The organism is Tessaracoccus sp. MC1756, assembly GCF_014164735.1.
Lineage (GTDB): Bacteria > Actinomycetota > Actinomycetes > Propionibacteriales > Propionibacteriaceae > Arachnia.
Genome location: NZ_JACJFZ010000001.1, coordinates 69269 through 95962, shown reverse-complemented (window position 1 = coordinate 95962; position 26694 = coordinate 69269). Strand labels below are relative to the sequence as shown.

23 protein-coding genes and 1 tRNA gene are annotated in these 26694 nt (G+C 68.7%); 16 read left to right on the top strand and 8 right to left on the bottom strand.

What is annotated here, in order from left to right:
* Nucleotides 1–5: 5 nt before the first annotated feature.
* Complete coding sequence (locus tag H5393_RS00420) at nucleotides 6–155, bottom strand: hypothetical protein (RefSeq protein ID WP_182764154.1); 150 nt, start codon at nucleotides 153–155, stop codon at nucleotides 6–8.
* Between the two features lie 134 nt (nucleotides 156–289).
* Between H5393_RS00420 and H5393_RS00415 the strand changes: the two genes are divergently transcribed.
* Entirely contained in the window at nucleotides 290–1105 is an 816-nt protein-coding gene (locus tag H5393_RS00415) for a hypothetical protein (RefSeq protein WP_182765086.1), read from the top strand.
* Nucleotides 1106–1239: 134 nt separating this feature from the next.
* Nucleotides 1240–1722, top strand: a complete 483-nt coding sequence (locus H5393_RS00410; RefSeq protein WP_182765085.1) for a pyridoxamine 5'-phosphate oxidase family protein — start codon at nucleotides 1240–1242, stop codon at nucleotides 1720–1722.
* A 93-nt stretch (nucleotides 1723–1815) separates the two neighbouring features.
* Here the strand turns inward: H5393_RS00410 and H5393_RS00405 are convergent.
* The 6 genes from H5393_RS00405 to H5393_RS00380 form a co-directional block, all read right to left on the bottom strand.
* Nucleotides 1816–1898, bottom strand: a tRNA-Leu gene (locus H5393_RS00405).
* 85 nt (nucleotides 1899–1983) lie between these two features.
* Complete coding sequence (locus H5393_RS00400) at nucleotides 1984–2919, bottom strand: aldo/keto reductase family oxidoreductase (RefSeq protein ID WP_182765084.1); 936 nt, start codon at nucleotides 2917–2919, stop codon at nucleotides 1984–1986.
* Nucleotides 2920–2996: 77 nt separating this feature from the next.
* The gene (locus H5393_RS00395) at nucleotides 2997–4070 is read right to left on the bottom strand and encodes a glycosyltransferase (protein WP_182765083.1); all 1074 of its coding nucleotides are present in this window, start codon (nucleotides 4068–4070) and stop codon (nucleotides 2997–2999) included.
* Complete coding sequence (locus H5393_RS00390; RefSeq protein WP_182765082.1) at nucleotides 4055–4765, bottom strand: TVP38/TMEM64 family protein; 711 nt, start codon at nucleotides 4763–4765, stop codon at nucleotides 4055–4057. The genes H5393_RS00395 and H5393_RS00390 overlap by 16 nt, the downstream gene beginning before the upstream one ends.
* A 61-nt stretch (nucleotides 4766–4826) precedes the next feature.
* On the bottom strand, nucleotides 4827–5783 hold the full coding sequence (locus H5393_RS00385; RefSeq protein ID WP_255436231.1) for an HAD family hydrolase: 957 nt from the start codon (nucleotides 5781–5783) through the stop codon (nucleotides 4827–4829).
* A gap of 11 nt (nucleotides 5784–5794) precedes the next feature.
* On the bottom strand, nucleotides 5795–7558 hold the full coding sequence (locus tag H5393_RS00380) for a glycoside hydrolase family 3 protein (protein ID WP_182765081.1): 1764 nt from the start codon (nucleotides 7556–7558) through the stop codon (nucleotides 5795–5797).
* 239 nt (nucleotides 7559–7797) lie between these two features.
* On the opposite strand from H5393_RS00380, the gene gndA reads away from it, so the two are divergent.
* From gndA to H5393_RS00360, 5 genes are all read left to right on the top strand, one after another.
* Nucleotides 7798–9252, top strand: a complete 1455-nt coding sequence (gndA, locus tag H5393_RS00375; protein ID WP_182764160.1) for an NADP-dependent phosphogluconate dehydrogenase — start codon at nucleotides 7798–7800, stop codon at nucleotides 9250–9252.
* A gap of 37 nt (nucleotides 9253–9289) precedes the next feature.
* Nucleotides 9290–10327, top strand: a complete 1038-nt coding sequence (locus tag H5393_RS00370) for a PfkB family carbohydrate kinase (RefSeq protein WP_245244006.1) — start codon at nucleotides 9290–9292, stop codon at nucleotides 10325–10327.
* 64 nt (nucleotides 10328–10391) lie between these two features.
* Entirely contained in the window at nucleotides 10392–11699 is a 1308-nt protein-coding gene (locus tag H5393_RS00365; protein WP_182765080.1) for a lactate racemase domain-containing protein, read from the top strand.
* An 821-nt stretch (nucleotides 11700–12520) separates the two neighbouring features.
* Nucleotides 12521–12652 (top strand): hypothetical protein, encoded by a 132-nt coding sequence (locus H5393_RS14360; protein ID WP_255436230.1) that lies wholly within the window; start codon nucleotides 12521–12523, stop codon nucleotides 12650–12652.
* Nucleotides 12653–12745: 93 nt separating this feature from the next.
* Entirely contained in the window at nucleotides 12746–13441 is a 696-nt protein-coding gene (locus tag H5393_RS00360) for a hypothetical protein (protein WP_220488124.1), read from the top strand.
* 183 nt (nucleotides 13442–13624) lie between these two features.
* Here H5393_RS00360 and H5393_RS00355 read toward each other — a convergent pair whose 3' ends face one another.
* On the bottom strand, nucleotides 13625–15163 hold the full coding sequence (locus H5393_RS00355; protein WP_182765078.1) for an MFS transporter: 1539 nt from the start codon (nucleotides 15161–15163) through the stop codon (nucleotides 13625–13627).
* A gap of 286 nt (nucleotides 15164–15449) precedes the next feature.
* Here H5393_RS00355 and uidA point away from each other — a divergent pair, with 286 nt between their 5' ends.
* From uidA to H5393_RS00310, 9 genes are read left to right on the top strand one after another with little or no spacing between them, the layout of a single operon-like run.
* Complete coding sequence (gene uidA, locus H5393_RS00350) at nucleotides 15450–17255, top strand: beta-glucuronidase (RefSeq protein ID WP_182765077.1); 1806 nt, start codon at nucleotides 15450–15452, stop codon at nucleotides 17253–17255.
* Between the two features lie 14 nt (nucleotides 17256–17269).
* The gene (larE, locus tag H5393_RS00345; RefSeq protein WP_182765076.1) at nucleotides 17270–18181 is read left to right on the top strand and encodes an ATP-dependent sacrificial sulfur transferase LarE; all 912 of its coding nucleotides are present in this window, start codon (nucleotides 17270–17272) and stop codon (nucleotides 18179–18181) included.
* Nucleotides 18181–18861 carry a nickel pincer cofactor biosynthesis protein LarB gene (gene larB, locus H5393_RS00340; RefSeq protein ID WP_182765075.1) on the top strand — a complete coding sequence of 227 codons (681 nt, stop codon included), beginning with the start codon at nucleotides 18181–18183 and terminating at the stop codon, nucleotides 18859–18861. Before larE ends, larB begins: the two co-directional genes overlap by 1 nt.
* A 43-nt stretch (nucleotides 18862–18904) precedes the next feature.
* Nucleotides 18905–20221, top strand: a complete 1317-nt coding sequence (gene larC, locus H5393_RS00335; RefSeq protein ID WP_220488123.1) for a nickel pincer cofactor biosynthesis protein LarC — start codon at nucleotides 18905–18907, stop codon at nucleotides 20219–20221.
* Entirely contained in the window at nucleotides 20214–21251 is a 1038-nt protein-coding gene (locus H5393_RS00330) for a LacI family DNA-binding transcriptional regulator (protein WP_182765074.1), read from the top strand. Before larC ends, H5393_RS00330 begins: the two co-directional genes overlap by 8 nt.
* 9 nt (nucleotides 21252–21260) lie before the next feature.
* Nucleotides 21261–22682 carry a glucuronate isomerase gene (gene uxaC, locus H5393_RS00325; protein WP_182764169.1) on the top strand — a complete coding sequence of 474 codons (1422 nt, stop codon included), beginning with the start codon at nucleotides 21261–21263 and terminating at the stop codon, nucleotides 22680–22682.
* Nucleotides 22679–24079: a mannitol dehydrogenase family protein gene (locus tag H5393_RS00320; RefSeq protein ID WP_245244008.1), complete on the top strand. Its 1401-nt coding sequence runs from the start codon at nucleotides 22679–22681 to the stop codon at nucleotides 24077–24079. Before uxaC ends, H5393_RS00320 begins: the two co-directional genes overlap by 4 nt.
* Before the next feature lie 9 nt (nucleotides 24080–24088).
* Nucleotides 24089–26029 (top strand): glycosyltransferase, encoded by a 1941-nt coding sequence (locus tag H5393_RS00315; RefSeq protein WP_182764170.1) that lies wholly within the window; start codon nucleotides 24089–24091, stop codon nucleotides 26027–26029.
* 49 nt (nucleotides 26030–26078) lie between these two features.
* On the top strand, nucleotides 26079–26678 hold the full coding sequence (locus H5393_RS00310) for a histidine phosphatase family protein (protein ID WP_182764171.1): 600 nt from the start codon (nucleotides 26079–26081) through the stop codon (nucleotides 26676–26678).
* The last annotated feature ends 16 nt before the right edge of the window (nucleotides 26679–26694 follow it).

Sequence of the window (26694 nt, the reverse complement as noted above, 5' to 3'; positions counted from 1 at the left end):
GGCCGTCAGTACGGGTTCAGGGAGAAGTAGATCCACCCGGCGATCACGAGGATGAGCACCATCGTCGAGACAATGATCCGCGCCGTCCTGTGCTGGACCACGCCCGTGACGATGCCCCAGATGGCACCCAGGCACAACAGAATTGCGACCACCATGTCGGCCTCCCCAGGACCCCGGGCCGCTCGTCAGCCCGTGGGCTGATTCTGTCATCCCGGGCCCATCCATGCGCCGTTCCTCCGCAACGGCGCAGAACCGCCCCTGCTACTACAGCGCGCAGTACAGTTCGCTCGTGTCTACCACCCGCACGTCGAACTCCGCCCTCACCTGGTCCCTGCCCATCGCCGTCCTCGTCACCATGGCGAGCGTCGTGGGGCTGATGGTCCCGGCCGTCTACGCCCAGGAAACCGCGAACTGGACCCTGCAGGCCAAGGGACAGGACATCGGCAACCTCATCGCCGTCGTCGTCCTACTGCTGTCGGCGCGTGAGTACCGTCGGGGCAGCACGCGCGCCGGCCTCGTCTGGTTGGGCACGGTTCTCTACCTGATCTACGCCTACGTCGTCTATGCCATGGCCGTGCACTTCAACGGGCTCTTCCTGGTCTACGTCGCGGTGCTGGGGCTCTGCGTCTACGCCGTCGTGTACTCCATCGACGGCCTCCGGGGCCATGACATCGCCTTCCCCGACGGCGGGCGGCGGCTCGCGGCCTGGACGCTGCTGGGCACCGGCGTCCTCTTCGCCGTGCTCTGGCTCTCGGAACTGATCCCCGCGCTCGTCTTCGGCCAGGTTCCCGGCAGCCTCGTAGAGGCGGGGCTCTGGGTCAACCCCATCCACGTGATCGACCTGGCGATGGTTCTCCCAGCGTTCATCATTGCGGGTGCGCTGGCGCCGAGGGGCCGGCGCAGCGGGCTGTTCTGGCTCGCGCCGTGGCTGGCGTTCTCGGTGCTGATGGGCACCAGCATCGTAGCCGCGATGCTCCTGATCGCGACGGCGGGTTTTGACGGCACGCTTCCCCCCACCGTCATGGTGTCGGTGGTGGTCATCCTCAGCGCGGTCGCCCTGGTGCGCTATCTCGCAGGCGCCGAAGAAGCAGTGACTTCGGCCTGACGGGCTCCGGCTGCGACGATCCTTCTGAGTTCGTCGGCGAGGGCGCGACCCACGCTGCGCTAGCCATGCCATCTCCTCAAGGACGACTGCGCCATCCCTTGTGTCAGGTTTGTTCAACGTTTACAGTCGCCTCCATGGATAACCACACGACTTCGGCGGAGCACGCCGCTAATCTCGAGGACCTCATCAAGGGCCAGCGCTTCGTGATGTTCACCACGCGCGACGCCGACGGCGCGCTCATGAGCCGCCCCATGACCATCGCGGAGCGGGAGGAGTCGGTCTTTCGTTTCATCACACAGGACGACAACGACGTCTCGACCCAGTCCGACGGGCAGCAGGTGAACCTTTCGATCATGGACGGCAGCGCCTACGTGTCGATGTCGGGCACTGGTCGGGTCGAACGCGACACGGCCAAGAAGCGCGAACTGTGGAACCGCATCCAGGAGGCGTACGCCGGGGATGCCGAAGACCCGGCCAACGTCGTCCTCGAGGTGAGCGTCAACACCGCCGAGTATTGGGACGGCGGCAGTCAGGTGGGGACGCTGATCGCGTTGGCCAAGGCCGCTGTCACGGGCAAGCGACCAGACCAGGGTGAACACGGCACGGTCCAACTCTGACCTGGCCACATCGCGCTGCGTCGCTACAGACAGGAAATCCCCAGCCGGGGTGACCGGCTGGGGATCTCTCACCTGTTGTGGTGGTTGTCGTCGTGCGCGCGAGAGGAGTTGAACCTCCACGCCCTTGCGGGCACCGGCACCTGAAGCCGGCGCGTCTGCCATTCCGCCACGCGCGCATCCGGGTCTCTCGACCCGACGTCAAACCTTAGCACCCCCTCACCGCGGCGCACAAAACGACGACAGCCAGGGGCCGCCGCGGCATCACGGGACGAGGTACCCGGCGGCCCTGAACAGCTCGTACCACTCTGGGCGGGAGAGCTCGACGTCGGCCCCGGCGGCTGCCTTCGTGACGCGCTCTGGAGTGGTCGTGCCCAGTACAACCTGGATGCTGGCAGGGTGGCGGGTGATCCAGGCGGTGGCAATGCCCTCCGGCGCGACCCCGTACTTGGTAGCCAACCGGTCGATGACGGCGTTGAGCTCCGGGTAGTCGGCGTTGCCGAGGAACACGCCGTTGAAGAACGCCGCCTGGAACGGCGACCACGCCTGGACGGTGATGTCATGGAGGCGGCAGTAGTCGAGGATGCCCAGGTCCAGGCTCGCCGACTGCTTCACGTCCACCATGTTGGCCGCCACGCCCTGCGCGACGATGGGCGCGTGCGTGATCGACAGCTGCAGTTGGTTCGCGACGAGGGGTTGGCGCACGTATCTCTTCAACAGCTCGATCTGGTTCGGGGTGTGGTTGGAGACGCCCACGTGCCGGACCTTGCCGGCGGTCACCGCCTCGTCGAGCGCGCGGGCGACCTCCTCGGGTTCCACCAGCGCGTCGGGACGGTGGAGAAGGAAAACGTCGAGGTAGTCGGTGTCCAGCGCCGTGAGCGAGTTGTCGATCTGGCGCACGAGGTGTTCGTAGGAGAAGTCGAAGAAGGGGCCGTCCTTGTTGATCCCGGCCTTCGTCTGCAGGATGATCTCACCGCGCTCCGCCGCGCTGAGCTGCAGCGCCTCCGCGAACCTCTTCTCGCACCCGTGGTACGGCGCCGAGCCGTAGATGTCGGCGTGGTCGAAGAAGTTGATCCCCGCCTCGCGGGAGGCGGTGTACAACGCGCGGATCTCGTCGTCGGTCTTGTCCTGGATGCGCATCACGCCGGTGACGACAGCGGGAACCTCAAGGTCCGTCGTGCCGAGCCGATGAGTCTTCATGGGGCCCTCCTAGCCGCCCGTCACCACTGACGGGTTCTCAGCCCCAGCCTATTACCGACGCTCACCGAGCACTCAGGTCAGGCACCGATGGCGCGACGGTGGCCCGGGCGTCGCTCGAGCAGGTCCCGGTGCACCGCAGCAAGGTCCGTGGACACCTCGAGCAGGTCGTGCTGGGCCGCCAGCAACCGCCCGGCCTCGGTCAGGTCCGGCGCCTCGCCGGAGAGGACGGCCCGCGCCGTCGTCTCGAACTCGCGGGTGGTGGACGCGCGGTGCACGGCCACCTCGTGGAGCCAACCGTCGTACACGGGGATGTCGCGCACCAGCACCGGTACGCCGCTGGACAGCGCCTCCAGCACGACGATGCCCTGGGTCTCCTCGTGCGACATGAAGCAGAAGAGGTCCGCCCCCGCGTAGGCGTCGCGCACCTCGTCCGGCGGGATGTGCCCCAGGAGGTGGAGGTTCGACGGCGGGTGGGCCAACGCCGCCCGCACATCCGGCGTCATCGCCGCATTGGGCGCGGTGCCCGCCCAGTAGAAATCCGCCTCCGGCATGGAGCGGGCGAGATCGATGTATTCGAGGATGCCCTTGCGCACCATCAGGTGCCCGACACTCAGCACCACGTGGCGATCCGACGCGATGCGGTGCCGGGCGCGGAACCGCGCGCGGGCCGCGTGGCCGCCGGAGAAGAAGCGGGTGTCGACGCCGTTGGTCAACACCCGGATGGGCGCGGTGATCCGGTAATTCTCAATGATGCCGCGCGAATAGGGCGTGGGGGTGACCACGACGTCGCCGCGGCGGTACACGACGCCCAGCCACTTCTCGAACAGCGGCGCGAAGGTTCGCGCGCCCACCCAGGACTGTTCGAAGTCCTCCCTCGTGGAATGCGCGAACACGACGACGGGGATCCCCAACGCCCTGGCGAGAACGCCGACGAGCACGGAATCCGGGAAGATGGTGTTGAGCTGCACGATGTCAGGCCGCTTCCACAGCTTCACCAGTTGCGAACCCAGATTGAGCAGCATCTTCGCCTGATGCCGCATGGCGGATCCGACGCCGCTGCGTTCCATGAGCCGGCCGGCTCCCGAGTAGAGACAGACCCGCAGACCTGCGTCGGGGTGCGTCTCCGCTGCTGGCACTAGAGACCCAGCCATGGGAACACCACCTTCAGAATGGTCATAACGCCTGTTGTGTAGAGCACCACTCCCCACGGCTTGCACAGGAAGATGATGAGCAGGTAGGTGCGCCACCGCATGTTGGTGAGCCCAGCCATGTAACACAGTACGTCGTCAGGGGCCAGTGGAAGGGCAATCGCGATAGCGAAATACTTCATGAACTTTGGATGGTCCAGCCATTTGCCGTACCGCTCCAGTGTGCGCTGCGAGAAACGGGCGACGACGATGTCGCGGCCGACGTGGCGCGAGATGAAGAACACCAGGGTGGAGCCCAGCACGGTGGTGAGGTACGCCCAAAGGGTGCCCTCGATCTGGCCGAAGATGATGGGCGCCGAGATGATGGCGCCGGAACCCGGGATCACCGGCACGACGGACTCGAGCGACCCGATGAGGATGAAGGCCGCGGGGGCAAGCAGGCCGAAGCCGTCGACGAACTCACGCAGCGACGCCACCGACGTCAGCACCCCACTGGTGAAACCCAGGACGACGAGGGTGACGACGCAGGCGAGACCGATGAAGGTCAGCACGTGGATCAGGGTTTTCAGCCGTTTGGCGCGCACCGGATCCGACGGCGTTGTTACGTCCTCGTGTTCCAGCGGCTCCATGACCTCCCCTTGCATCGGGACGATTCTCCCCTGCCCAGTGTGCACGTCGGAGGCATCAAGAGTGGTCATGGACCCCATCCTTCACCAGAAATCAGCTGAGCCGCATCAGGCCAACGTCTGGTTCCAACCCCTACTTCAGTTGGATATCCCCGGGGTTTGACTCGGGGTCGGCCGGTACCGGTGAGATGGTGCGCCACGGCGGGGTCGCGGGGAGCAGCGACTCGTATTCGGCCACCAGTGCGTCCTGGTACTCACCGCGATACGTCCCGCCCAGGAAGCGCGGGAGGGCCTCCTCGCGGAAACGCTGCCAGCTCGCCGCCTCGCTACCGGGCATGATCGGGTAGAACAGCACCCCTTCGGAGAAGGCGCTGTCCCGGTCGCCCGGGGCGTCACCGATCAGCATGATGTGGTCGTCTTCGTACTTACCCTTGGCGGCCCAGTGCACGTGCTGGGCCTTGGAACCCATCTCCTGGCCGGCGATGACCTTCATGTACCCGGCCAGGTCGTGCTCGTGCCATTCGCGCTCGAGCGCCTCCATGGGGGTGGCGGAGACCGTCATGCAGTCCACCTGCCCGGCCATGGCGTCGAACGCCTCACGCACACCGGGGAACGGGGCGCAGCCGTGCACCATCCACTCGATCAGCTCGTTGACGCCCTTGCCCCACTCCATGCACTCCTCGATCTCCACCGACGGCTGGGCCGCGGCGAAGTCGGCGATGCCGCGGTCGGAGCGGGGGTAGCCGGAGTCGAGGAACTTCTGCAGTTCCCGCCCCTCGGGGATCCGCACACCGCGCTCCAGCACCTCCGGGCGCTGCCTCAGCAGCTCGAAGAGCCGGGCCAGCGCCACCCACCGGTTCTGGCCGCGGGTGGTGGAGTACAGGTTCACGAAGAGGGCGGTCTCCCGCACCAGGGTGGAGGCGGCCTGGAGGTTGAAGTACTTGATGTAGGCCGGCGTGAAGCACTCTTGGTGCTTGATGTCCATGGCGTCCATGGCGCAGCCGTCGGAGTCGATCCCAACGAAGAATTCCCTGGTGGGCTTGAAGTCGACGAGGACCTGGGCCCGCTCCGGCATCTTGGTTTCGGTCATGAACATCTCCGTCAGATTCTGGTGTCGGCGAACGGGAACATCTCGGTGGCGGGGGTGCCCTTGAACTCGGAGCGGCCCTCCAGCTTGTCGAGCATGATGTCGAGGTTGAAGTCCTTGTCGTCGAAGCCCGCCACGTAGGTCTTCACCTGCGGCATGTCGGCCAGCAGGTTCGGCGAGGCCGTCGACACGAGGATGGTGGGCAGTTCGTGCACGTACCAGGGCATGTCGAGCGTGCCCTTCGTACCGGGCCAGTAGGGGCGCTCGATCGGCTGGCCGAGGCCGTAGACGTGGGCCACGGACAGGACCATGTCGTAGTTGTCGGTCAGGTCCGAGACCGGCGACTTGCCGGCGTAGGCGTTGGCGAGGATCTTCTTGATCTCGTCGGGCTCCTTGCCCTTGACCTTCTCCAGCTGGGATTCGTAGCGGTCCGCCCGGTAACCACGCTCACGCAGCTTCTCGACGAACCGGTCTGCCGGGTGGCCGCCGCCGTTACCGGCGAGCATCGCGAAGGGGCTGGGCGCGGCGCCGATCGGCACGACGAGGACGCGGGGGTACTTCTGCGGTGACATCGGCAGGTTCCCGGGCTGCTTGTTCTTGACCAGCGTGATGGCGGCGTCGGCCACCTGCTCGGCGACCTTCTTCGACTCGGGCAGGCCGATGCGCGCCATGGCCTCCTCCTTGGGAGGGAGGATCTCCTCGCGCTTGCGGTTGTGCAGGCCCAGCATGGCCTTGAGGCCGAGGATGCGGGTCAGGGCGTCGTGGAGTCGCTCGTCGGACAGCTTGCCGGACTTCCAGCCCTCCATCATCCAGCCGAAGTCCTCGTCGGGGTCGTTGAAGAAGAGGAACAGGTCGCAGCCGGCCTCGATGGCCGTGGGCAGGATGTCGGAGCGCTTCATGGCGCCCGTCAGGCCCACCATGTGGGACGCGTCGGTGACGACGACGCCGTTGAAGCCCAGCTTGCCCCGGAGGAGGTCGGTGTTGATCTCCTTCGACAGGGTGGCCGGCAGGATGTCCTCGTCGGTCATGTCGGGGTTGAAGTGCTTCTGGTACGACGGGAGCGCGATGTGGCCGGTCATGATCGACGGCAGGCCGGCGTCGAAGAGGCCCTGATACAGCTTGCCGAACGTGGCGTCCCATTCCTCGGTGGACAGCCAGTTGGGGGCGTGCGAGAGGTGCTGGTCGCGCTCGTCGATGCCGTCGCCGGGCCAGTGCTTCGCGGCCGGGGCGATGCCGGACTCCTGGATGCCCTTCATGTAGGCGAGGCTCATCTCGAGGACCTTGTCCACGTCGCCGCCGAACGAGCGCAGCGACACGACGGGGTTGCGCCAGTTGCGATACACGTCGACGATGGGCGCGAACGACCAGTTGCAGCCGATGGCGGCGGCCTCGATGCCGGACACGCGGCCCATCTCGTAGGCCCACCGGGCGTCGTCGGTGTTGCCGATCTTGGCTTCGTAGCCGATGTACGTGCCGTCGGTGCAGGCCCCGTTGCCGCCGGCCTCGGTGTTGGCGGCGATCAGCATGGGCAGCTTCGACTTCGTCTGGAGGATGTAGTTCTGCTCCCACACCTCTTCGGCCTTGCCGGGGTTATAGCGCACCGCGCCGATGTGGTAGTTGTCCAGCACCCCGGTGAGGTACTCCTCGGAGCGCTCGGCGCCCATGTTGACGAACAGCTGACCGATCTTCTCCTCGTCGGTCATCTCCGAAATGGTCTTCTCGACCCAGGCGACCGCCTCGTCGTCCAGATTGAAGGGTTGCGCTGTGAGATCCACCATGAGTCTGTCCTCGCTCCGTTGCTGTGGGTTACGGTGTCAACTCCACCAGAGTCGTCTTTCGAGACGGCCAAGTTTCCATTTGTTGCCACCGACGGCGCGGTCAGCGCCGCTCCCTTCCCAGGCCCCCGAGGCCTCCCGCCATCCCCACGGAGCCGGGCGGTGGCAACTTACTGCAACACCTCCGGCGCCACCACCACCTCGCGACATGCTGGAGCCACACAACGTAGAAGGAGAACCCGATGGCACTCGCCACCCCCACCCCGTCCAGCGCTGACATCGGCGTCACCGGCATGGGCGTCATGGGATCCAACCTGGCGCGCAACCTTGCCCGCCACGGCCACAGGGTGGCCATCCACAACCGCACCGCAGCCAAGACCGAGGCCGTGATGGCCCAACACGGCGACGAGGGAACGTTCGTCCCCGGCGAGTCGATGGACGACTTCGTGGCCTCCCTCACGTCGCCCCGCGTCGCGATCATCATGGTTCAGGCCGGCCCCGCCACCGACGCCGTCATCGAGGAGCTCGCCTCCCGGATGGACGAGGGCGACATCATCGTCGACTGCGGCAACGCCCTGTTCTCGGACACCCGCCGCCGCGAGGCTGCGCTCCGCGAGCGCGGGTTGCACTTCGTCGGCTGCGGCGTCTCCGGCGGCGAGGAGGGAGCGCTGCTCGGCCCGTCGATCATGCCCGGCGGCTCGGAGGAGTCCTACCGTCGCCTCGGCCCCATGCTGGAATCCATCTCCGCACATGTCGACGGCGAACCCTGCTGCACCCATGTCGGCGCGGACGGCGCCGGCCACTTCGTCAAGATGGTCCACAACGGCATCGAGTACGCCGACATGCAGGTCATCGGCGAGGCCTACGACCTCCTCCGCCGCGCGCTCAGCCTCAGCCCCGCGGAGATCGCCGACATCTTCGAGGAGTGGAACAAGGGCGACCTCGATTCCTACCTGATGGAGGTCTCCGTCGAGGTGCTGCGCCAGGTCGACGCCCGCACCGACACGCCGCTGGTTGACGTCATCGTCGACGCGGCGGGTCAGAAGGGCACCGGCGCCTGGACCACCCAGACCGCACTGACGCTGGGCGTACCCGTCACCGGCATCGGTGAGGCGACCTTCGCCCGCGGATTGTCGTCGTCGCCCGTCCAGCGCGAGGGCGCACACGGCTTCGCGTCCGAGGCCGCCGGCTGGTACATCGAGGACAGCGACGCCTTCATCGAGGACGTCCGCCAGGCGTTGTACGCGTCGAAGCTGGTGGCCTACAGCCAGGGCTTCAACCTGATCCAGGCCGCCGCCGCCGAATATGACTGGGACATCAGCCTCGGCGACATGGCCCGCATCTGGCGCGCCGGCTGCATCATCCGGGCCCGCTTCCTCGGCGAGGTCACCCGCGCCTACGAGGGCAACCCGGATCTCCCGCTGCTCATCGGCGACAAGTACTTCTACGACAAGGTGGTGGCCGCGCTCCCGTCGTGGCGCCGCGTGGTGAGCCTCTCGGCCCTCCACGGCGTGCCGGCCCCGGTCTTCTCGTCGTCGCTGTCCTACTACGACGGGGTGCGCAGCCCCCGCCTGCCCGCCGCGCTCATCCAGGGTCAGCGCGACTACTTCGGCGCCCACACCTACAAGCGCGTCGACGACGAGGGCAGCTTCCACACCCTGTGGGCAACCGACGAGCGTCAGGAAGTGGTGAGCTGACATGCAGCTACGGGAAGATGCGAAGTGGGCACTTGTGGTGCCAACCTCCATGGGTGTGCGGATCACGCCGGAGAACCGGCAGCCGGTGCACTCCTCGAGCCGCTACCTGATGCAGGCCACCTCGGCCGAGACCAACGTCGCCTCCGTGGCGTCCCATCTTGGCCTGCCGGTCAAGGTGCTCACCAGGTTCGTCGACGGCTCCCCCATCTCGGCGTTCATCAAGGCGGATCTGCGCGCCCGCGGCATGGCCTACGAAGGCCCTGAGGTGCCGCAGGGCGACGCCTGGGGCAACCGCCACCAGTTCAACATCGCCGACGCCGGGTTCGGCGGCCGCGCGCCGCGCGTCTGGAACGACCGCGCCGGCGAGGTGGGACTGGACCTGAAGGTCGCCGACTACGACCTGGACAAGCTGTTCCGCGACGAGGGCGTGAAGATCCTGCACCTGTCCGGCCTGGTGGCGGCGCTGTCTCCCCAGACCTCGACGTTCTGCGTGGAGCTGGCCAAGAAGGCCCGCGAGCACGGCACGGCGATCAGCTTCGACCTCAACTTCCGGGCGTCGTTCTGGAAGGGTCGCGAGGACGAACTGCACAGGGCCTTCCACGAGATCGCCCAGCTCTGCGACATCCTCTACGGCAATGAGGAGGACTTCCAGCTGTGCCTGGGCATTCCCGGCCCGGAGGCCGGCGGCGAGGACATCGCCGACGAGATCGGCAGCTTCAAGGCCATGATCGCCCGCATCTCCGAGCGGTACCCCCGCGCCTCGTTCATCGGCACGTCGCTGCGCGAGGTCATCTCCGCCAACCACCACCGCTGGGGCATGGTGCTCTGGGGCGAGGGTGAGTTCCACGTCGCCCACCTCCGCGACATCGACGTTCTCGACCGCATCGGCGGCGGCGACGGCTCTATCGGCGGCGTCCTCCACGGCCTGCTGCGCGGTTGGCCCGCGGAGAAGTGCATGCAGTTCGGCTGGGCGACGGGGGCCCTCGCTGCCACGTCCCTCAACGACTACGGCTCCCCCATGGATGAGGCGCAGGTTTGGTCCATCTGGGAGGGCAACGCGCGTGTCCAGCGATGAATGAAGCCGCTGAGCCGTCCCGCGCCCCAGGTGCGGGACGACCGGCCGGACGTAGGGTGGTCCCATGACGAAGCTGTATCCCGGAGTGCCCGACGCTGCAACCGTCGGAGGCCCAGACCAGGTCCTCACCGAGGAGCAGATCCGCACGTTCGTCCTCGATGAGCTGCGTCGCTACGACTTCGACGGCAAGCGCGTCACCCTCGTCGTGCCGGACGGCACGCGCCACGCCCCCGTCGACATGGTGGCCAAGGTCATCCACGAGGCCCTCGGCCAGCGCCCGAAGGACGTCCGCGTGGTCATCGCGCTGGGCACCCACGACTACATGGGCGACGAGGCCATCGGCCGGCTCATGGGCTCGGCGCCGGGACGGTTCGAGGAGACCTACCCCGGTTGGGAGATCCACAACCACGACTGGCGCAACCACGACACCTTCGCCCACCTCGGCACCATCCCGGCCGCGCGCATCGGCGAGCTGACCGACGGCCGCCTGACTGACCGCGACATGACGGTGCTGGTCAACAAGATGGTCGTCGACACCGACATCTCGCTGGTGCTCGGCCCTGTCCTTCCCCACGAGGTGGTGGGCATCTCCGGTGGCAACAAGTACTTCTTCCCCGGACTCTCCGGCCACGACGTCATCGACATGTCCCACTGGGTGGGCGCCCTGATCACCAGCTACGAGATGATCGGATCCGTCGGCATCACCCCCGTGCGGCAGATGATCGACGCGGCGGCCGCGCTCGTCCCGTCGACGAAGCTGCTGCTCGGCATGATCGTCAAGCCCGGCTCCGACGACCTGCAGTTCATGGCCTTCGGCGACACCCGCTCCTCCTGGGAGGCCTGCGCCGAGGTGTCCAGCCAGGTGCACGTGAAATACGTGCCGAAGGCGTACAAGCGCGTGGTCTCCGTGATCCCGCAGATGTACGAGGACATGTGGACGGGCGCGAAGGGCTTCTACAAGATGGAGCCCGTCGTCGCCGACGGCGGCGAGCTGATCATCTACGCCCCGCACATCAAGGACGTGTCCGTGATGCACCCGGGCATTGAGGAGATCGGCTACCACAACCGGCAGTACTTCGTCGGACAGTGGGAGCGGTTCAAGGACCACCCGTGGGGCGAGCTGGCGCACTCGACGCACCTGCGCGGCCTGGGCGACTACGACCCGGCCACCGGGGTCGAGACCAACCGCGTGACGGTGACCCTGGCCACCGGCATACCGCGGGAGGTGGTGGAGAAGATCTCGCTGAACTACCTGGACCCGGCGGATGTGGAGCTGGAGGCGATGTCGGCAGACCCGGACACGCTCGTGGTGCCCAACGCCGGCGAACTCCTGCACCGGACTGAGGGCCAGAGGGGCAAGCTCCCCGCCTGAGGTGGTGGCAGATCTGGCCCGCGAAGACGTGGTGCCAGATCTCGCAGTACTGCGCAGGCGCGCCGCTTAGTGCGAAATTTTGCACCGAAGTCGGTGCTGGAACCGACACTACGACGGCGGGTCGAGCCGTCTTGCGACTCTTGCCACCGTCCCATCAGCACCGCCAACCATCGAGCGGGCATCGGCCTTCAGCACCCGCGTCGTCTGCGCATTGCTGCCGTCCACCGCAGCAATAGACAACCCGCAGCCCGCCGACGGGTGGTGCCAGACCGGCTCAGGTCGCCGTCGGTCACCCACCGGAGCCCCAGGCCCAGGATGGTGACGCTGAGCAAGGCAGCCAACACGGCAGGTAGCCGAGACCTGAGCCCGCCTGGCCACCTGGGCGGTCCTCGGTGAACGAGCGGGGCCAGATCCCGCACTACGGCCCGGACACGTCGCGTAGTGCGAGACTTCGCACCGAAGTCGGTTCTGGAACCGCCCCTACGCCGGCGGGTCGAGCCGTCTTGCGACTTCTGCCACCGTCCGGACAGCACCGTCAACCCCGGAGCGCCCAACGGCCGCTGCCACCCGCTTCGTCCGCGCATTGCTGCCATCCACCGCAGCCATAGACAACCCGCAGCCCGTCAGCGGTGCCAGAACCGACACTCCGACGGAGACCTGAGCCGTTCTGCCAGATCTGCCACCACCCACGTCGTCGAGGAATGCTGTCAACGCTCGAAGTGTTGTCCGAAGCCCACCGGGTGTTGTCCGTTTCCAGTCAGCTGTTGTCCGTCTGCTCAGGTCCCTTCCCAGCGCCCGACACCCAGTCCCAAGCTGGGCCCGTGTATGCGCGCAAGAACATCCCAGACTCGCTCCTCAAGCAGATCCGCGAGCAGGCCCAGGTCGTCAGCACCCGGCAACTGCTCGACGGCGGGCTGACCGCACGCATCATCGCGCGCATGGCGCAGGAGTGAACCCCGGTTGCGCCCGGTCTCCACCTCCTTGGCCCACCGTCGTTCGCGGCCGCAGCGTGGGCGGGGCTGCTGCGCGGAGGCAGCGAGGCCGTGGTGGGCGGGCTCGCCTCGGGCCACCTGCACGACGCGGTGCGCGACGCCCCGTCGAAGGTCACCGTCTGGGCGCCCAAGGCCCGGGCCGACTTTGATCTCGACCGATGGCAGATCCGGTTCCGCCGCGCCACCCGGCACGGTGTGCTGAGCCTCCGTCGGACCACCGTCGAGGTGACGCTGCTGGACATCGCGGACGAGACGACGGAGAACGACGCCGTCTCGGCAGTCGCGCGGGCACTGGCGAAAGGGCTGACGACCCCCGAGCGGGTCCTCAAGCAACTGGAGGCGACACCCGGGGTCAGGCACCGGGCTGTCCTGCGCGAACTGTGCGGCCAGGCGGGCCGCGGAATCGAGAGTGCGCTCGAGTGGCGGTTCCATACCGAGGTGCTCCTACGCCACGGGCTGCCCATCCCGGAGCGGCAGGTGCAACGCATGGCGGGCCGAGCGGACGCCTACTACCGCGAGTACAACCTCATCATCGAGCTCGACGGGATGCGCGACCATGCGGACGGCTCGCAAGACATGCTGAGAGACAACGACAACGCCGTCCACCACGACGGCCGGACGCTGCGCTTCGGCTGGAACGGCGTCATGTACGAAAGTTGCCGCGCGGCCGGACAGGTCGCCTCGCTGCTCTGGAAAGGCGGCTGGCCAGACCTCCCCTCCCGCTGCGCCCGCTGCGTGCCGGCCCGGTGACCGACGGTCACATAACCGACACGTCACCTCGACCCCCCGTCGTAGTGACAGATGTGGCACCCGGGACGGTTCCAGAATCGTCACTACGCGGGCTCCGGAAGCGTTGTGTCGAGTTGGACACCTGGACAGCAACGAAACGGCCCCCGCACCAGGAGTGCGGGGGCCGTGCCGTGGGAACAGAGGTCACTCGCGCGGATCGTTGGCGATGTTGCCGCGGCGGGCGCCGGTCTCGCCGTGGGTCACACCGCTGGCGGCCGGGATGACGTCGGCGGCGGCCGGGTCGACCGACTGAGCCGAATCGGGCTCCACAGCGGCGGCGCGGGCCCGCAGCGTCTGGAAGTTGTCCATGACCTGCCTGCGGCCGAGCGGGTACCAGAAGAGCATGATGGCGGAGGTGATCAGGTACAGGATGCCCGGCACCAGCAGGAACAGCAGGTAGATGCCGTTCTTGGTCTCCAACGACTGCTGGACCCCTGCCTGCGCGGCCTCGGAGCTGTAGCCGATGGAGCCCACGGCCCAGCCGACGACGTAGCCGGCGGCGGCCTGGCCGAGCTTGCGGCTCCAGCTGTAGATGGCGTACACGGTGCCGTCGTCGCGTTCGCCGGTCTTGATCTCCTGGTAGTCGAGGACGTCGGTGATGACCGCCCAGACGAGGGTGTTGTACATCGCCACGCCGATGGACAGGACGAAGAACAGCGCGATGAACAGCCAAGGGTTCGAGATCTTCATGATCCACATGACGATCGAGAGCAGCCCGGAGACGGCGAGCATGGTGCCGATCATCTCCTTCTTGCCGAATTTCATGGCCAGGCGGGTGGCGACCAGCGCGATGATGAAGACAGGGGCGATGGCGACGATCTGCGCGGTCGACATCATGCCGCCGTTGTTGAAGTAGTCCTTCCACAGGTACGCGGTGGTGGTGGAGGCGATCTGGTTGCCGATGAGGAAGACGATGGCGCCGATGACCAGGGCGATCAGGGGGCGGTTCTTCGTCAGGGTGCCCAGCATCTGACCGAACGAGGCCTGCTGGTCCTTGGGCTTGAGGATGGACTGGACGCGCTCCTCGACGTTGAAGTAGCACAGCGCGTAGCAGGCGACTGCGGCGATGGCACAGGCGACGGCGGCCAGCGCCATCCGGGTGGGGTCGAGCTGGTCGACGCCGTTGGCGTTCTGCACGAACACAACCTGGGGCAGCACGGCCGAGATCAGGAGGAAGGCGAGTTGGGCGCCCACGGAGCGGAACACGGACAGCGACGCGCGGTGCTCGGGATTGTTGGAGATGACCGCAGCCATGGAGCCGTAGGGGATGTTGATCATCGTGTAGAAGACCGAGCCCCACACCACGTAGGTGACGCACATGTAGATCACGCGCACCGCGTAGCTCGCATCGACGGCGAACGGCATGAACATCATCGCGCCGGCCAGGGCGACTGGGATGGCGATGCGGAGGATCCACGGCTTGAAGCGGCCGCTCGACGAGGGCTTCAGCACGTCGACGAGGCGCCCCATGCCCACATCGGTGAAGGCGTCGAGGAGGCGGGCCAGCAGGAACAGCAGACCAACATGGGCCGGGTTGATGCCCATCACGTCGGTGTAGAACACCATGAAGAACATCATTTGGAGCATGAAGGTGAAGTCGTTGCCGAAGTCACCGAAGAGGTAGCCGATCTTGTCGCGCCACCCGAAGGGGCGAACCGTCCGGTTCTGAGTGCTGATGGACATTTGTTTCCGTCTCCTTCGACGAGGCAGCACCCGTGCTGCCGAGGCCAGTGCAGTTCGGTACCGCACCGATCTGCTCCCATAGGTTGATGAAGTAAATGTCTCATTCGAGCCGCTGGGCACCTCAAAGTTGCCGTCTGTTGCACCCCAGCCAACGTGACAATTCAACAATGGGTCGGATGCGCCGAGCCATACCGGGCCACTGCAACTTATGGCAATCTGGGGGAAGGCAAAGTTGCCGCGGGTTGAATTGAGGCACTGACCCGGACCCTCAAGCAAAGGAGCTCACATGTTGGGCGCCCGTACCTCCCTCTCCCGCACCATCACGTCGCTCGACGGTGTGTGGGACTTCTCGGTCGACACGCAGAACAGCGGCATCGAGCAGCGCTGGTTCGCCGGGCCCCTGGAGCAGCCGCGCCCCATGCCGGTGCCGGCGTCGTACAACGACATCACCACCGAATCCGCGGTCCGCGACCACGTCGGCTGGGTCTGGTACCAGCGCACCGTCACGGTGCCCCTCCTCGCGGACGGCGAGCGGTTGTTCCTCCGCTTCGGCTCGGCCTCGCACGAGGCCCGCGTCTGGGTCAACGATGACGAGGTGGCCTCCCACGTGGGCGGCTACCTGCCGTTCGAGGCCGACGTCACGGATCTCGCCGGGCGACAGTTCCGGCTCACCGTCGCCGTCGACAACCGCCTCAGCTGGCAGAGCATCCCGCCGGGCTTCGTGTCCGTGGACGAGGTGGGCAACGCCACCCAGTACTACTTCCACGACTTCTACAACTACGCCGGCCTGCACCGCAGTGTGTCGCTCTGCACGCGCCCCCAACTGGCGGTGACCGACGTGACCATCACCACGCGGATCGACGGCAGGGCCGGCGTCGTGGACTACGCCGTCGAGGTCGCGGATGCAACTCAGGGACCGGCGGAAGCGGCGACCACCCAGGTGTCGGTGCGCGTCCTGGACGCCGCGGGCGTGGAGGTCGGCAGCGCAGCGGGCGCCGCCGGCCGGGTCCGCGTCGAGGACGCCGAGCTCTGGGAACCCGGCCGCGGCTACCTCTACACGCTGGAGGTCACCGCCGGCAGGGACGTCTACCCCCAGCCGTTCGGCATCCGCACCGTCGAGGTGAAGGACTCGCAGTTCCTCATCAACGACCGGCCCTTCTACTTCCGCGGCTACGGCCGGCATGAGGACAACCTGGTGCGCGGCAAGGGCCACGACGACGCGCTCATGGTGCACGACTTCGAACTCATGACCTGGCAGGGCGCCAACTCCTTCCGCACCTCGCACTACCCGTACGCCGAGGAGGTCATGGACCACGCCGACCGGATGGGCTTCGTCGTCATCGACGAGACCGCCGCCGTCGGCATGAACCAGGGCCTCTCGGGCGGCATCTTCGGCGACGGCAAGCCACGCTCCACGTTCTCCCCCGAGACCATCAACGACGAGACCCGGCGCGTCCACGAGGCGCACATCCGCGAGCTCATCGCGCGCGACAAGAACCACCCCAGCGTCGTGCTGTGGTCGATCGCCAACGAGCCCGAAACCTGGTCGGACGCGAGCCGCGCCTACTTCGAGCCGCTCGTAGCCGCCACCCGCGACGCGGACCCCAGCCGCCCCGTCGGCTACGTCAACGTTCAGCTGTCCACGCCGGACAAGGAGAAGGTGGCAGACCTCTACGACGTCGTCATGCTCAACCGGTACTACGGCTGGTACTGGGACAACGGCAACCTCGAACTCGCGGAGAAGCACCTCCGCGAAGAACTCGACGGGTGGCTCACCCTCGCCCCCGGCAAGCCCATCCTGTTCACCGAATACGGCCCCGACACCCTCAACGGGTTGCGCGACTTCCACCGCCGCCCTTGGTCCGAGGAGTACCAGGTGGACATGCTCGCCATGTTCCACCGGGTGTTCGACGACTACCCCGAGGTGGTCGGCGAGCAGATGTGGAACTTCGCCGACTTCCAGACCACCCCCGGCATCATGCGCGTGGGTGGCAACAAGAAGGGCATGTTCACCCGCGACCGGCTGCCCAAGTCGGCCGCCTACGACGTGCGCAAGCGCTGGCACCAGCTGCGCTCCGAGCAGGGCAACTGACGGGAAGGACCGCCATGCAACCCATCGACCTCCACGCCCCGCTGTCGGCCGACCTCCAAAGGGTCGCCGACGCGGTCGCGGCCTCGGTCCTGAGCGGTACCGAGGGGCGGGCGAACGCAGCGGAAGACTCCTCGCCCCGCCTCCGCGTCGGTGTCGCCTACTCGGGCGGAGTCGACTCCACCGTCCTGGCAGCCCTCACCGCCCGCGCCGTGGGCGAGGCGAACACGGTGCTGCTGCTGGGCGTGTCGCCGTCGTTGGCCAAGCGGGAGCGACGGCTGGCCCACCGCCAGGCGGAGCAGCTCGGGCTGCCCCTGGTGGAGGTCGCCACCAACGAGCTCGCCAACGCCGACTACGCAGCCAACCCGGTGGACCGCTGCTACCACTGCAAGGACGAGCTCTTCACCGTCCTGGACACCCGCGTGGCCGACGAACTGCAACTCACCGCCATCGCCTACGGCGAGAACGCCGACGACGCCTCCCGGCCGGACCGTCCCGGCAGCCGCGCGGCCGCCGAGCACCGCGTCCTCCATCCCCTCGCCGACGCCGGCGCCGGCAAGGCGGACGTCCGCGCGGTCGCCGTCGAACTCGGTCTGGCCAGCGCGCTGAAGCCCGCGGCCCCGTGCCTCGCGAGCCGGATCCCGCACGGGGAACCGGTCAGCGCCGAGAAGCTGGCGGCCATCGACCTGGCGGAGGACGCCGTGCTCGCCGCGGGATTCTCCGACTGCCGGGTGCGTCACCACGGCAGCATCGCCCGCATCGAGGTGCCCGCGGACGAGTTCCACCTCATCGCCGACACCGCCGTGCGCCAGGAGCTTTTGAGCCGCGTCAAGGCGGCGGGTTTCCAGCACGCCACGCTCGACCTGGGCGGCATCCAGTCCGGGAACTTCACCCTCACCCTGCTCAACCGGCGCCCGGAGGCCCTGTGATGGACATCGCCACCCTGGACTTCGACCGCTACCGCCGCCGCGGCTACCCGGAGGCCGTGTTCTGCATGGGCAAGACACTGGCCCAGGTGCACGCCATCGCCCGCGCGTGGCGGGAGAAGTCGGAGCAGACCGACCAGGAGCTGGGCACCGTCCTGTTCACCCGCGCCACACCCGAGCAGCTCACCGCCATCCGCGACGAGCTGCCCGGCGTCTTCATCGACGACACCGCCTCCCTCGCCGCCTGGCCGGGCGAACCCCCGGCGCCCAGCGGCGGCCGCGTCGTCGTCGTGTGCGCCGGCACCTCGGACCTGCCCGTCGCCCGCGAGGCGGCGCTGACCGCCCGCTACCTCGGGCGCGAGGTCACCGAAGTGATCGACGTCGGCGTGGCGGGCCTGACCCGCGTCCTGGCCCGCCTCGACGAACTGCGCGTGGCCGACGTCATCGTGCTCGCCGCGGGGATGGACGCCGCGCTGGTGCCCGTCGTGGCCGGTCTGGTGGCCTGCCCCGTCGTCGCGGTGCCGACCTCGGTGGGATACGGGGCGGCGTTCGAGGGAGTCGCGGCGCTGTTGAGCATGTTGAACTCCTGCGCCCCCGGCGTGGGAGTCGTCAACATCGACAACGGCTACGGGGCGGGCCACTTGGCTGCCCAGATCGCGGCGCCCGGGAGGCATCGTGCATGACCCCTCGCACCGCCACGATGACCACGGGCATCACCATCCCCACGTGACCACCGCAGACGGTGACTCCGTCCCCTCCGGCACGAGGGTGCGGCCCACCCGGGTGGCCCCGTCACGGGAGCGCACCCGTCGCCTGTGGATCGACGCGTCCCAGGGCGCCGCCGGCGACATGCTGCTCGCGGCCCTCATCGACGCCGGGGCCGACGCCGGCTCGGTCGCCGCGGTCCTCGACCTCGTCGCCCCAGGGAAGCTGCACCTCCAGACCCGACGGGTACGCCGCGGCCCGTTCGACGCGCTGAAGGTCGACGTCATCGCCGACGAGCCCGACCCGCCCGCCCGACACCTGAGCGACATCGAGCGCCTGCTCTCCGCCGACGGCATCCCGGCCGTCACCCGCGAGCTCGCCCTCGCCGCGTTCCGCCCCCTGGCCGAGGCCGAGGCGGCCGTGCACGGCACCACCGTCGAGGAGGTCCACTTCCACGAGGTGGGCGCGCTCGACTCCATCGGCGACATCGTGGGCGTCGCCGAAGCCGTCCGCACCCTCGGCGTGAGAGACGCCTCCAGCTCCGTCGTCGCGGTGGGCACCGGCACCGTCCGCACGCAGCACGGGCTCCTCACCGTGCCGCCGCCCGCCGTGGTGGCACTCGCGAGGGGCTGGCAGGTCGAGGCCGGTGGGCCGCCTGAGGCCGGCGAGCTGACCACCCCCACCGGCATGGCGCTGATCCGCGCCCTCTGCAACCAGGTGGAGGCCCTGCCCGCCATGACGCTCGACGGCGTGGGCACCGGCGCCGGAACCCGCGTCCGCAGGGACCGCCCCGGTGTGGTGCGCGTGCTGCTCGGCACCGCCGTCGGCACCGCACTGCAGGACGAGACGCCGTTCGAGGTGCAGGAGATCGCGGCCAATGTCGACGACCTGGACCCGCGGCTCTGGCCGGCGGTCCTCGACCGCCTGCTCGATGCGGGCGCCGTCGACGCCTGGCTCACTCCCATCATCATGAAGAAGGGCCGCCCGGCCCACACCGTGACCGCGTTGGCGTCGAAGGCCGACACCGGCGCCGTCGTCGAAGCCCTTGTCATGCACACGTCGACCATCGGGGTGCGCATCGCCCACCCGTCGCACCGCCGGGTGCTGCAGCGGACGTGGCGACCGGTCGACATCGATGGCCACCAGGTGCGGATCAAGCTCTCCGGCGACGGGGAGGGCCGTCCCATCCAGCAGGCCACCGCCGAGTTCGTCGACGTGCAGGCGCTGGCTGAGGCCCTCGGCGTGGCCGAGCGGGTGGCGCTCGGGCGGGCCCACGCAGTCGCCTGGGCGCAGGGTCTACACCCCGGGGCCCCCTGGCCGGAGGACGACCATGAGTGAGCCGAAGAAGCGCCGCAAGCAGGTCACGATCTACGACGTGGCGCTGGAGGCTGGGGTGTCGCCGTCGACGGTGTCGCGCGCGTTCTCCAGGCCCGGCCGCGTCAACGCCGAGACCAGCGAACAGATCCACGCCGCAGCCACGAAGCTGGGCTACCGCACCAAACCGGTGCAGCACCCGGAGCAGGGCGTCGAGAAGAAGGCCCTCGGCCTGGTCGTGGCGGACGTCACCAACCCCGTCTACGCCCACATCATGCGCGGCTTCCAGCAGGAGGCGGCGCAGGCCGGCTACACGGTGCTGCTGATGGACTCCCAGGAGGACGGGCACACCGAGTACCAGGCAATCCAGTCGGTGCTACCGCTGCTCGACGGCCTGGTGTTGTCGGCCTCCCGCCTCACGGATTCGGCGATCACGCAGATCGTGAAGCGGATGCCGGTGGTGGCCACCAATCGGATCATCGCGGGTCTGCCGTCGGTGGTGCCGGATTCCGCCCGCGGGATCCGGCGCGCAGTCGAGCACCTGGCAGGCCTGGGACACACCCGGATCACATATCTGGGCGGCCCGGAGGCGTCGTGGGCCAACGGTGTGCGCTGGCGCGCAGCGACGGAGGCGTGCCACGAACTCAGCCTCCAGTTGCGCCGGGTGGGCCCATGCACGCCATCGATCCAGGGCGGCGTGAGAGCCGCCAAGCTGTGGCGCGAGCATCCCACCACCGCCGTCATCGCCTTCAACGACATCATGGCCATCGGCTTCATGAAGGCGGCGCAGAGTTACGGGCTGAGCCTGCCGCAGGACGTGTCGGTGGTCGGCATCGACAACTCCATCTCCTCGGTGCTCACCACTCCCACCCTGACGACGGTGTCGCCGCAGCCCAGCCTCATCGGCGCCCGCGCCGCCCGCGCGCTGCTCAGCCAACTCAAGCACCGCAACGCGCCCACCATTGAGACCATCGTGGTGCCGATGGATCTCATCGCGCGCGACTCCACCGGCATCGTGCCGCCCCATCCCCCTGTATTCACCGCCGAAAGGTAAGTAGAACCCATGTCCCCCACCCCCCTCGCCCCGCACGCCGACCGGCTCCTCCCGGCGGACCCGGGCACCCGCGACATCGCGCGCGAGCTGTACCGAACCGTCGCCGATGCGCCGATCGTCTCCCCCCACGGGCACGTGCCCGCCGAATGGCTGGCCGACGACGAGCCGTTCTCGGACCCGACGTCGCTGTTGCTGACACCCGACCACTACACCAACCGGATGCTGCATGCCGCCGGCGGCGTTGACCTCGCGGACCTGGGTGTCCCCGTCGGCACCGAGCTGAGCGAGGAGCAGTCGCGCGGCGCCTTCCGGAAGCTGTGCGAGAACTGGAAGGTGCTGCGCGGCACCCCCGTGCAGTTCTGGTTCGAGTCCGAGTTCCACGACGTGTTCGACGTCCAGGTGCGGCCCTCCGCGGAGACGGCTGACGAGATCTACGACCAGATCGCCGGCTGCCTCACGCGCGACGAGTACCGGCCGCGCGCGCTGTACAAGCGGTTCAACATCGAGGCCATGGCCACCACCGACGACCCGTGCAGCCCGCTCGACGCCCACCAGCGCCTCGCTGCGGACCCCACGTGGGAAGGCCGCGTCGTGCCCACGTTCCGGCCGGACCAGTACCTCGAGCCGGCGCGCCCCACCTGGCGCACGCTGACGCAGAACCTGGCGGCGGTGACCGACGTCGAGATCGACGGGTACGCCGCGCACGTCGAAGCCATGCGGGTGCGCCGCCAGTTCTTCAAGGACAACGGGGCGGTCTCCACCGACCACTCGCACGCCGACGCCGGCACCCAGCGCCTCTCCGACGCCGAGGCCGAGCGGCTCTTCCGCGAGGCGCTGGCCGGGACGATCACCCCGTCCGACGGTGACGCCCTGCGGCGCCACATGGTCAACGACCAAGCCAGGCTCGCCGTCGACGACGGGCTCGTCATGACCCTGCATCCGGCCGTCCACCGCAACCACGACTCGGCGACCTTCGAGCGCTTCGGCGCCGACGTGGGCGGGGACGTCCCCCACGCTGTCGAATTCACCCGTGCGCTGCAGCCCATGCTCGACGCCTACGGCAACGCCGAGGGCTTCCACCTGGTGGTCTTCACCATGGACGAGACCGCGTTCTCGCGCGAACTCGCGCCGCTCGCCGGCTGGTACCGCGGCCTGTTCGTCGGCGCCCCCTGGTGGTTCATCGACGAGGCCGACGCCATCATGCGGTTCCGCCGCTCCGTCACCGGCTACGCCGGCTTCGCCAAGACCTCCGGCTTCATCGACGACACCCGAGCGTTCTGTTCCATCCCCGCCCGGCACGACGTCTCGCGCCGCGTCGACTCCGCCTTCCTCGCCAACCTCGTCGCCGAACATCGGCTGGCGATGGACGAGGCCCTCGAAACCATCGTCGACCTCACCTCGACCCAGCCCAAGAAGGTGTTCAAGCTGTGACCACGCTCACCCGCGCCGATTTCGGCCGCCCCGCCGCCCCCGTCCGCATGGTCCACCTCGGCCTCGGCAACTTCACCCGCGCCCACCAGGCCTGGTACACCGAACACGCCTCGGACGCCGCCGAATGGGGCATCGCGGCCTTCACCGGGCGCCGGCCCACGATGTCGGACCTGCTCACCCCGCAGGACGGGCTCTACACGCTGGTCACCCAGGGCGCCGACGGCGACCACTTCGAGGTCATCTCGTCGGTCGTGGCCGTGCACCCGGCGTCGGACTTCCGCGCGCTGATGGACTACTTCGCCTCCCCCGAGCTCGCCGTCGTGACCTCGACGGTGACCGAGGCCGGCTACTACCGGCTCCCGTCCGGGGCCCTCGACGTCGCCGATGAGGCCGTGGCCGCCGACCTCGCAGCGCTGAAGACGCTGGTGGAGGAGGGCCGGGTGACCGTCGACTCCATCGCCGGACTGGCCATCTCCACTCCCCCGGCGCGCATCCTGGCCGGCCTGCTGGGCCGCCGCGCCGCGGGCTCGGGCGCGCTCACCGTGCTGCCCTGTGACAACATCCCCGACAACGGCACCGCCTTCGGGCAGGTCGTGCGGGACGCCGCCCATCAGGTGGACCCCACTCTCGTGGGGTGGATGGACGAGAACGTGGCCTGGGCCACCTGCATGGTGGACCGCATCACGCCGGCCACGACGGAGGCCGAGGTCCGGCTCGTGGCCGAGACGCAGGGTTACTCCGACGCCTCCCCCGTTCCCACCGAGCCGTTCTCCGAATGGGTCATCTCGGGCGAGTTCCCCGCAGGCCGCCCCGACTGGGAGTCGGCCGGTGCGCAACTGGTCCTCGACGTGGAGCCCTACGAGCAGCGCAAGCTGTGGATGTTGAACGGTTCCCACTCGCTGCTGGCGTACGCGGGCCCCATCCTGGGCGTCGAAACCGTCGCCGAGGGCATCGCGCACCCCGTCCTGCGCGAGTGGGTGCTGGCGTGGTGGAACGAGGCCGGACCCGGCCTCCAGGTGCCGTGGGAGGAGTACGCCCGCGCCCTGGTCGAGCGCTACGAGAACCCCAACATCCGGCACCTGCTGGCCCAGATCGCCTCCGACGGCTCGCTGAAGCTGCCCGTGCGGATCGCCCCGACGCTGCGCGCGTGGCGCGGCCGCGGTGAGATGCCGGTGGCTGCGGTGAAGGCCGTCGCCGCCTGGCTGCTGCATCTGCGGGGCCTCGGCGCCCCAGTGAAGGACGCTCAGGCGGACGTGGTGCTCGCCCTGGCCGCCGGTGAGCTCACCGAGGCCGCAGCGCGCGTCGTCGGCTTCGTGGCCCCGGACCTGGCCCAGGACCGCGCGCTGATCGACGCGGTGGTCGCCGCCGCGGAGGACCTGGGGTCGCGCCGGCAGTAGGCTCAGCCCATGCGGGTCGCCTTCATCTCCATGCACACCTCACCGGCCGAGCGGGCGGGCACCGCGGATGCCGGGGGGATGAACGTGCTCATCCGCGCCCTCGCCACGGCCCTGCAGGAGACGACGGGCGTCGACGTCGAGTTCTTCACCCGCCGCTCGTCGGCGGACCAGCCCGACGTCGACACGCTGGACGACGGCATCATCCTGCACCACGTGACGGCCGGCCCTGCGCGGTCGCTGCCCAAGAGCGAGATCGACCAGTACATCGACGCGTTCCGCAGCAACCTCGAACCCCTCCTGGCCGCAGGTCACTTCGACCTGGTCCACTCACACCACTGGATGTCCGGCGTCGCGGCCATCCCCCTGGCCCGCGCGGCCGGCATCCCCCACGTGATGACCTACCACTCCGTCGCCGCGCACCCCAACTCCCCGTTGCGCGACGGCGAGCCGCCGGAGTCGCCGGCGCGGCTCGACGGCGAGGTCCAGTGCGCCCGGGAATCCGACCTGATCCTGGCCGTCTCGCACCACGAGGCCGCCGTGGTCATCGGCCGTTGCCAGGCAGACCCGGAGCGCGTCGCGATCGTGCAGCCCGGGGTCGACATCGACCTCTTCCACCCCGCCACGCCGGGCGACACCTGGACACCCGCCCCCGGTGTGGACCCGGGCTACCTCCTCTTCGCCGCCCGGCTCCAGCCCCTCAAGGCGCCGGACATCGCCATCCGCACGCTGGCGCTCCTTCCGGCCGACGAGCGGCCCAGCCTGGTCGTCGTGGGCCAGGTATCGGCGGATTTCGCCGCCTACGAGGCCGAACTCCACTCGTTGGTGACGGAGCTCGGGTTGGAGAGCAGGGTCACCTTCCTGCCCGGCCAGGACCGCGACTCCTTCGCGCAGATCATGCGCCACTCCTCCGTGCTGCTCGTCCCGTCGCACTCCGAAACGTTCGGCCTGGTCGCGTTGGAGGCGTCGGCCTCCGGCATCCCCGTTCTCGCGGCGGCCGCAGGGGGGCTGACCGAGGCCATCTGCAACACCCACACCGGTCTGCTGCTGCCCACCCACAACCCGCACGACTGGGCCGCCGCCCTCCGCCCCCTGCTACGCGACGCGGCCGAGCGGGAGAAGCTCGGCCGCACCGGCCGCGAGCGCGCGGAGAAGATGACGTGGGCGCACACGGCCCGGCACACCGTCGACAACTACCGCCGGGTGCTGGCCGAACGGTGCGTCAAGCGGGTCACCTTCGTCCACGCCCATCCCGACGACGAGACTCTGGCCTCCGGTGCCCTCATCGCCCACCTGGCCGACGAAGGGGTCAGGGTCTCCCTGCTCACCGCCACGCGCGGTGAGATGGGTGGCGTGGTGCCCGGCCCGCTGTCCGTCCTGGCCGGCACGCCGGAACTCGAACGGCGCCGGGAGGCGGAACTGGCCGGCGCGATCGACGAACTCGGTGTGGCCGTGCACGCCTATCTGGGGATGCCGCCCGCCCGCATGGCGGGGGGAGAGCCGCGCCGCTACCTCGACTCGGGGATGCAGTGGATCAGCGAGACGGTCGCTGGCCCGGGCGACACCGCCGACGACCGCTCGCTCTTCGCGGCCAACGATGCCGAGGCGGTCGCCGACATCGCCGCGTTCCTGCGCCGCTCCAACGCCGACCTGGCCGTCAGCTACGACGCCGACGGCGGCTACGGCCACCCGGACCACGTCCGTCTGCACCACCTCACCAAGGCTGCGGCCGACGAGCTGGGCATCCCCTACGCCTCCCTGACAGCGGACCGGTCGAAGGCCGACGTCTGGGTCGAGCTCGAGCGCTACCGCCCCCGCGTCGCCACGGCGCTGCGGCACCACCGCACGCAACTGACGGTGCACGACGAGCACCACATCACCCACAGCGGCGGCCAGGCGGACACGATCCTCACCTCCACCGGCCTGCGGGGCGACGTCCCGCGGCTGCCCTGACAGCCGCCGCAATTTCAGGGTCACTGCCAGGCTGGCTAGGCTTCGGGTCATGCGCCTGATCCTGATCCGTCACGGGGAGACCGACTCCAACGTCAACCGTCAACTCGACACCGCCCATCCGGGCGCGCCGCTGAACGAGACCGGCCTGGCGCAGGCCGAGGCCCTTGTCGAGGCCATCGCCGACGAAGAGATCGACGTGCTGTACGCGTCCACGCTGATCCGCGCGCAGCAGACCGCCGCACCGTTGGCCGAGGCCAGGGGCCTGGAGCCCATCATCGTCGACGGCATCCATGAGATCGCGGCCGGCGTCGAGGAGATGAACACCGACTGGACCGCGTATGTGGGGATCCTCAACACCTGGCACCCGGAGAACATGGACATCGGCCTGGAGGGTGGCGAGACGGCCCGCGAGTTCATGGCCCGCTTCAGCAACGCCGTCGCGGCGATGGAACAGGCGGGCGACGACCACGTCGCGCTGGTCAGCCACGGTGCCGCCCTGCGCGTGTGGGCGATCTGGCAGGACCCGGAGTTCGGCTTCGACAACGCACCGCCGCTGAAGAACACCCAGTGGATCGTGCTGAACGGTTCGACGGCGGACGGCTGGCAGATCGAGCGCTGGGGCGACTTCACCGTGGGTGCCACCAACTGACAATGACGGCCCTGAG

Bases quoted from the DNA above. Each gene is read 5' to 3' on its own strand.
- H5393_RS00420 (WP_182764154.1), bottom strand. From the start codon at position 155: ATGGTGGTCGCAATTCTGTTGTGCCTGGGTGCCATCTGGGGCATCGTC.
- H5393_RS00330 (WP_182765074.1), top strand. From the start codon at position 20,214: ATGAGTGAGCCGAAGAAGCGCCGCAAGCAGGTCACGATCTACGACGTG.
- H5393_RS00410 (WP_182765085.1), top strand. From the start codon at position 1,240: ATGGATAACCACACGACTTCGGCGGAGCACGCCGCTAATCTCGAGGAC.
- larE (WP_182765076.1), top strand. From the start codon at position 17,270: ATGCAACCCATCGACCTCCACGCCCCGCTGTCGGCCGACCTCCAAAGG.
- H5393_RS00310 (WP_182764171.1), top strand. From the start codon at position 26,079: ATGCGCCTGATCCTGATCCGTCACGGGGAGACCGACTCCAACGTCAAC.
- H5393_RS00400 (WP_182765084.1), bottom strand. From the start codon at position 2,919: ATGAAGACTCATCGGCTCGGCACGACGGACCTTGAGGTTCCCGCTGTC.
- H5393_RS00385 (WP_255436231.1), bottom strand. From the start codon at position 5,783: ATGACCGAAACCAAGATGCCGGAGCGGGCCCAGGTCCTCGTCGACTTC.
- uxaC (WP_182764169.1), top strand. From the start codon at position 21,261: ATGTCCCCCACCCCCCTCGCCCCGCACGCCGACCGGCTCCTCCCGGCG.
- H5393_RS00315 (WP_182764170.1), top strand. From the start codon at position 24,089: ATGCGGGTCGCCTTCATCTCCATGCACACCTCACCGGCCGAGCGGGCG.
- H5393_RS00380 (WP_182765081.1), bottom strand. From the start codon at position 7,558: ATGGTGGATCTCACAGCGCAACCCTTCAATCTGGACGACGAGGCGGTC.
- H5393_RS00355 (WP_182765078.1), bottom strand. From the start codon at position 15,163: ATGTCCATCAGCACTCAGAACCGGACGGTTCGCCCCTTCGGGTGGCGC.
- H5393_RS00365 (WP_182765080.1), top strand. From the start codon at position 10,392: ATGACGAAGCTGTATCCCGGAGTGCCCGACGCTGCAACCGTCGGAGGC.
- larB (WP_182765075.1), top strand. From the start codon at position 18,181: ATGGACATCGCCACCCTGGACTTCGACCGCTACCGCCGCCGCGGCTAC.
- uidA (WP_182765077.1), top strand. From the start codon at position 15,450: ATGTTGGGCGCCCGTACCTCCCTCTCCCGCACCATCACGTCGCTCGAC.
- H5393_RS00390 (WP_182765082.1), bottom strand. From the start codon at position 4,765: ATGACCACTCTTGATGCCTCCGACGTGCACACTGGGCAGGGGAGAATC.
- gndA (WP_182764160.1), top strand. From the start codon at position 7,798: ATGGCACTCGCCACCCCCACCCCGTCCAGCGCTGACATCGGCGTCACC.
- H5393_RS00395 (WP_182765083.1), bottom strand. From the start codon at position 4,070: ATGGCTGGGTCTCTAGTGCCAGCAGCGGAGACGCACCCCGACGCAGGT.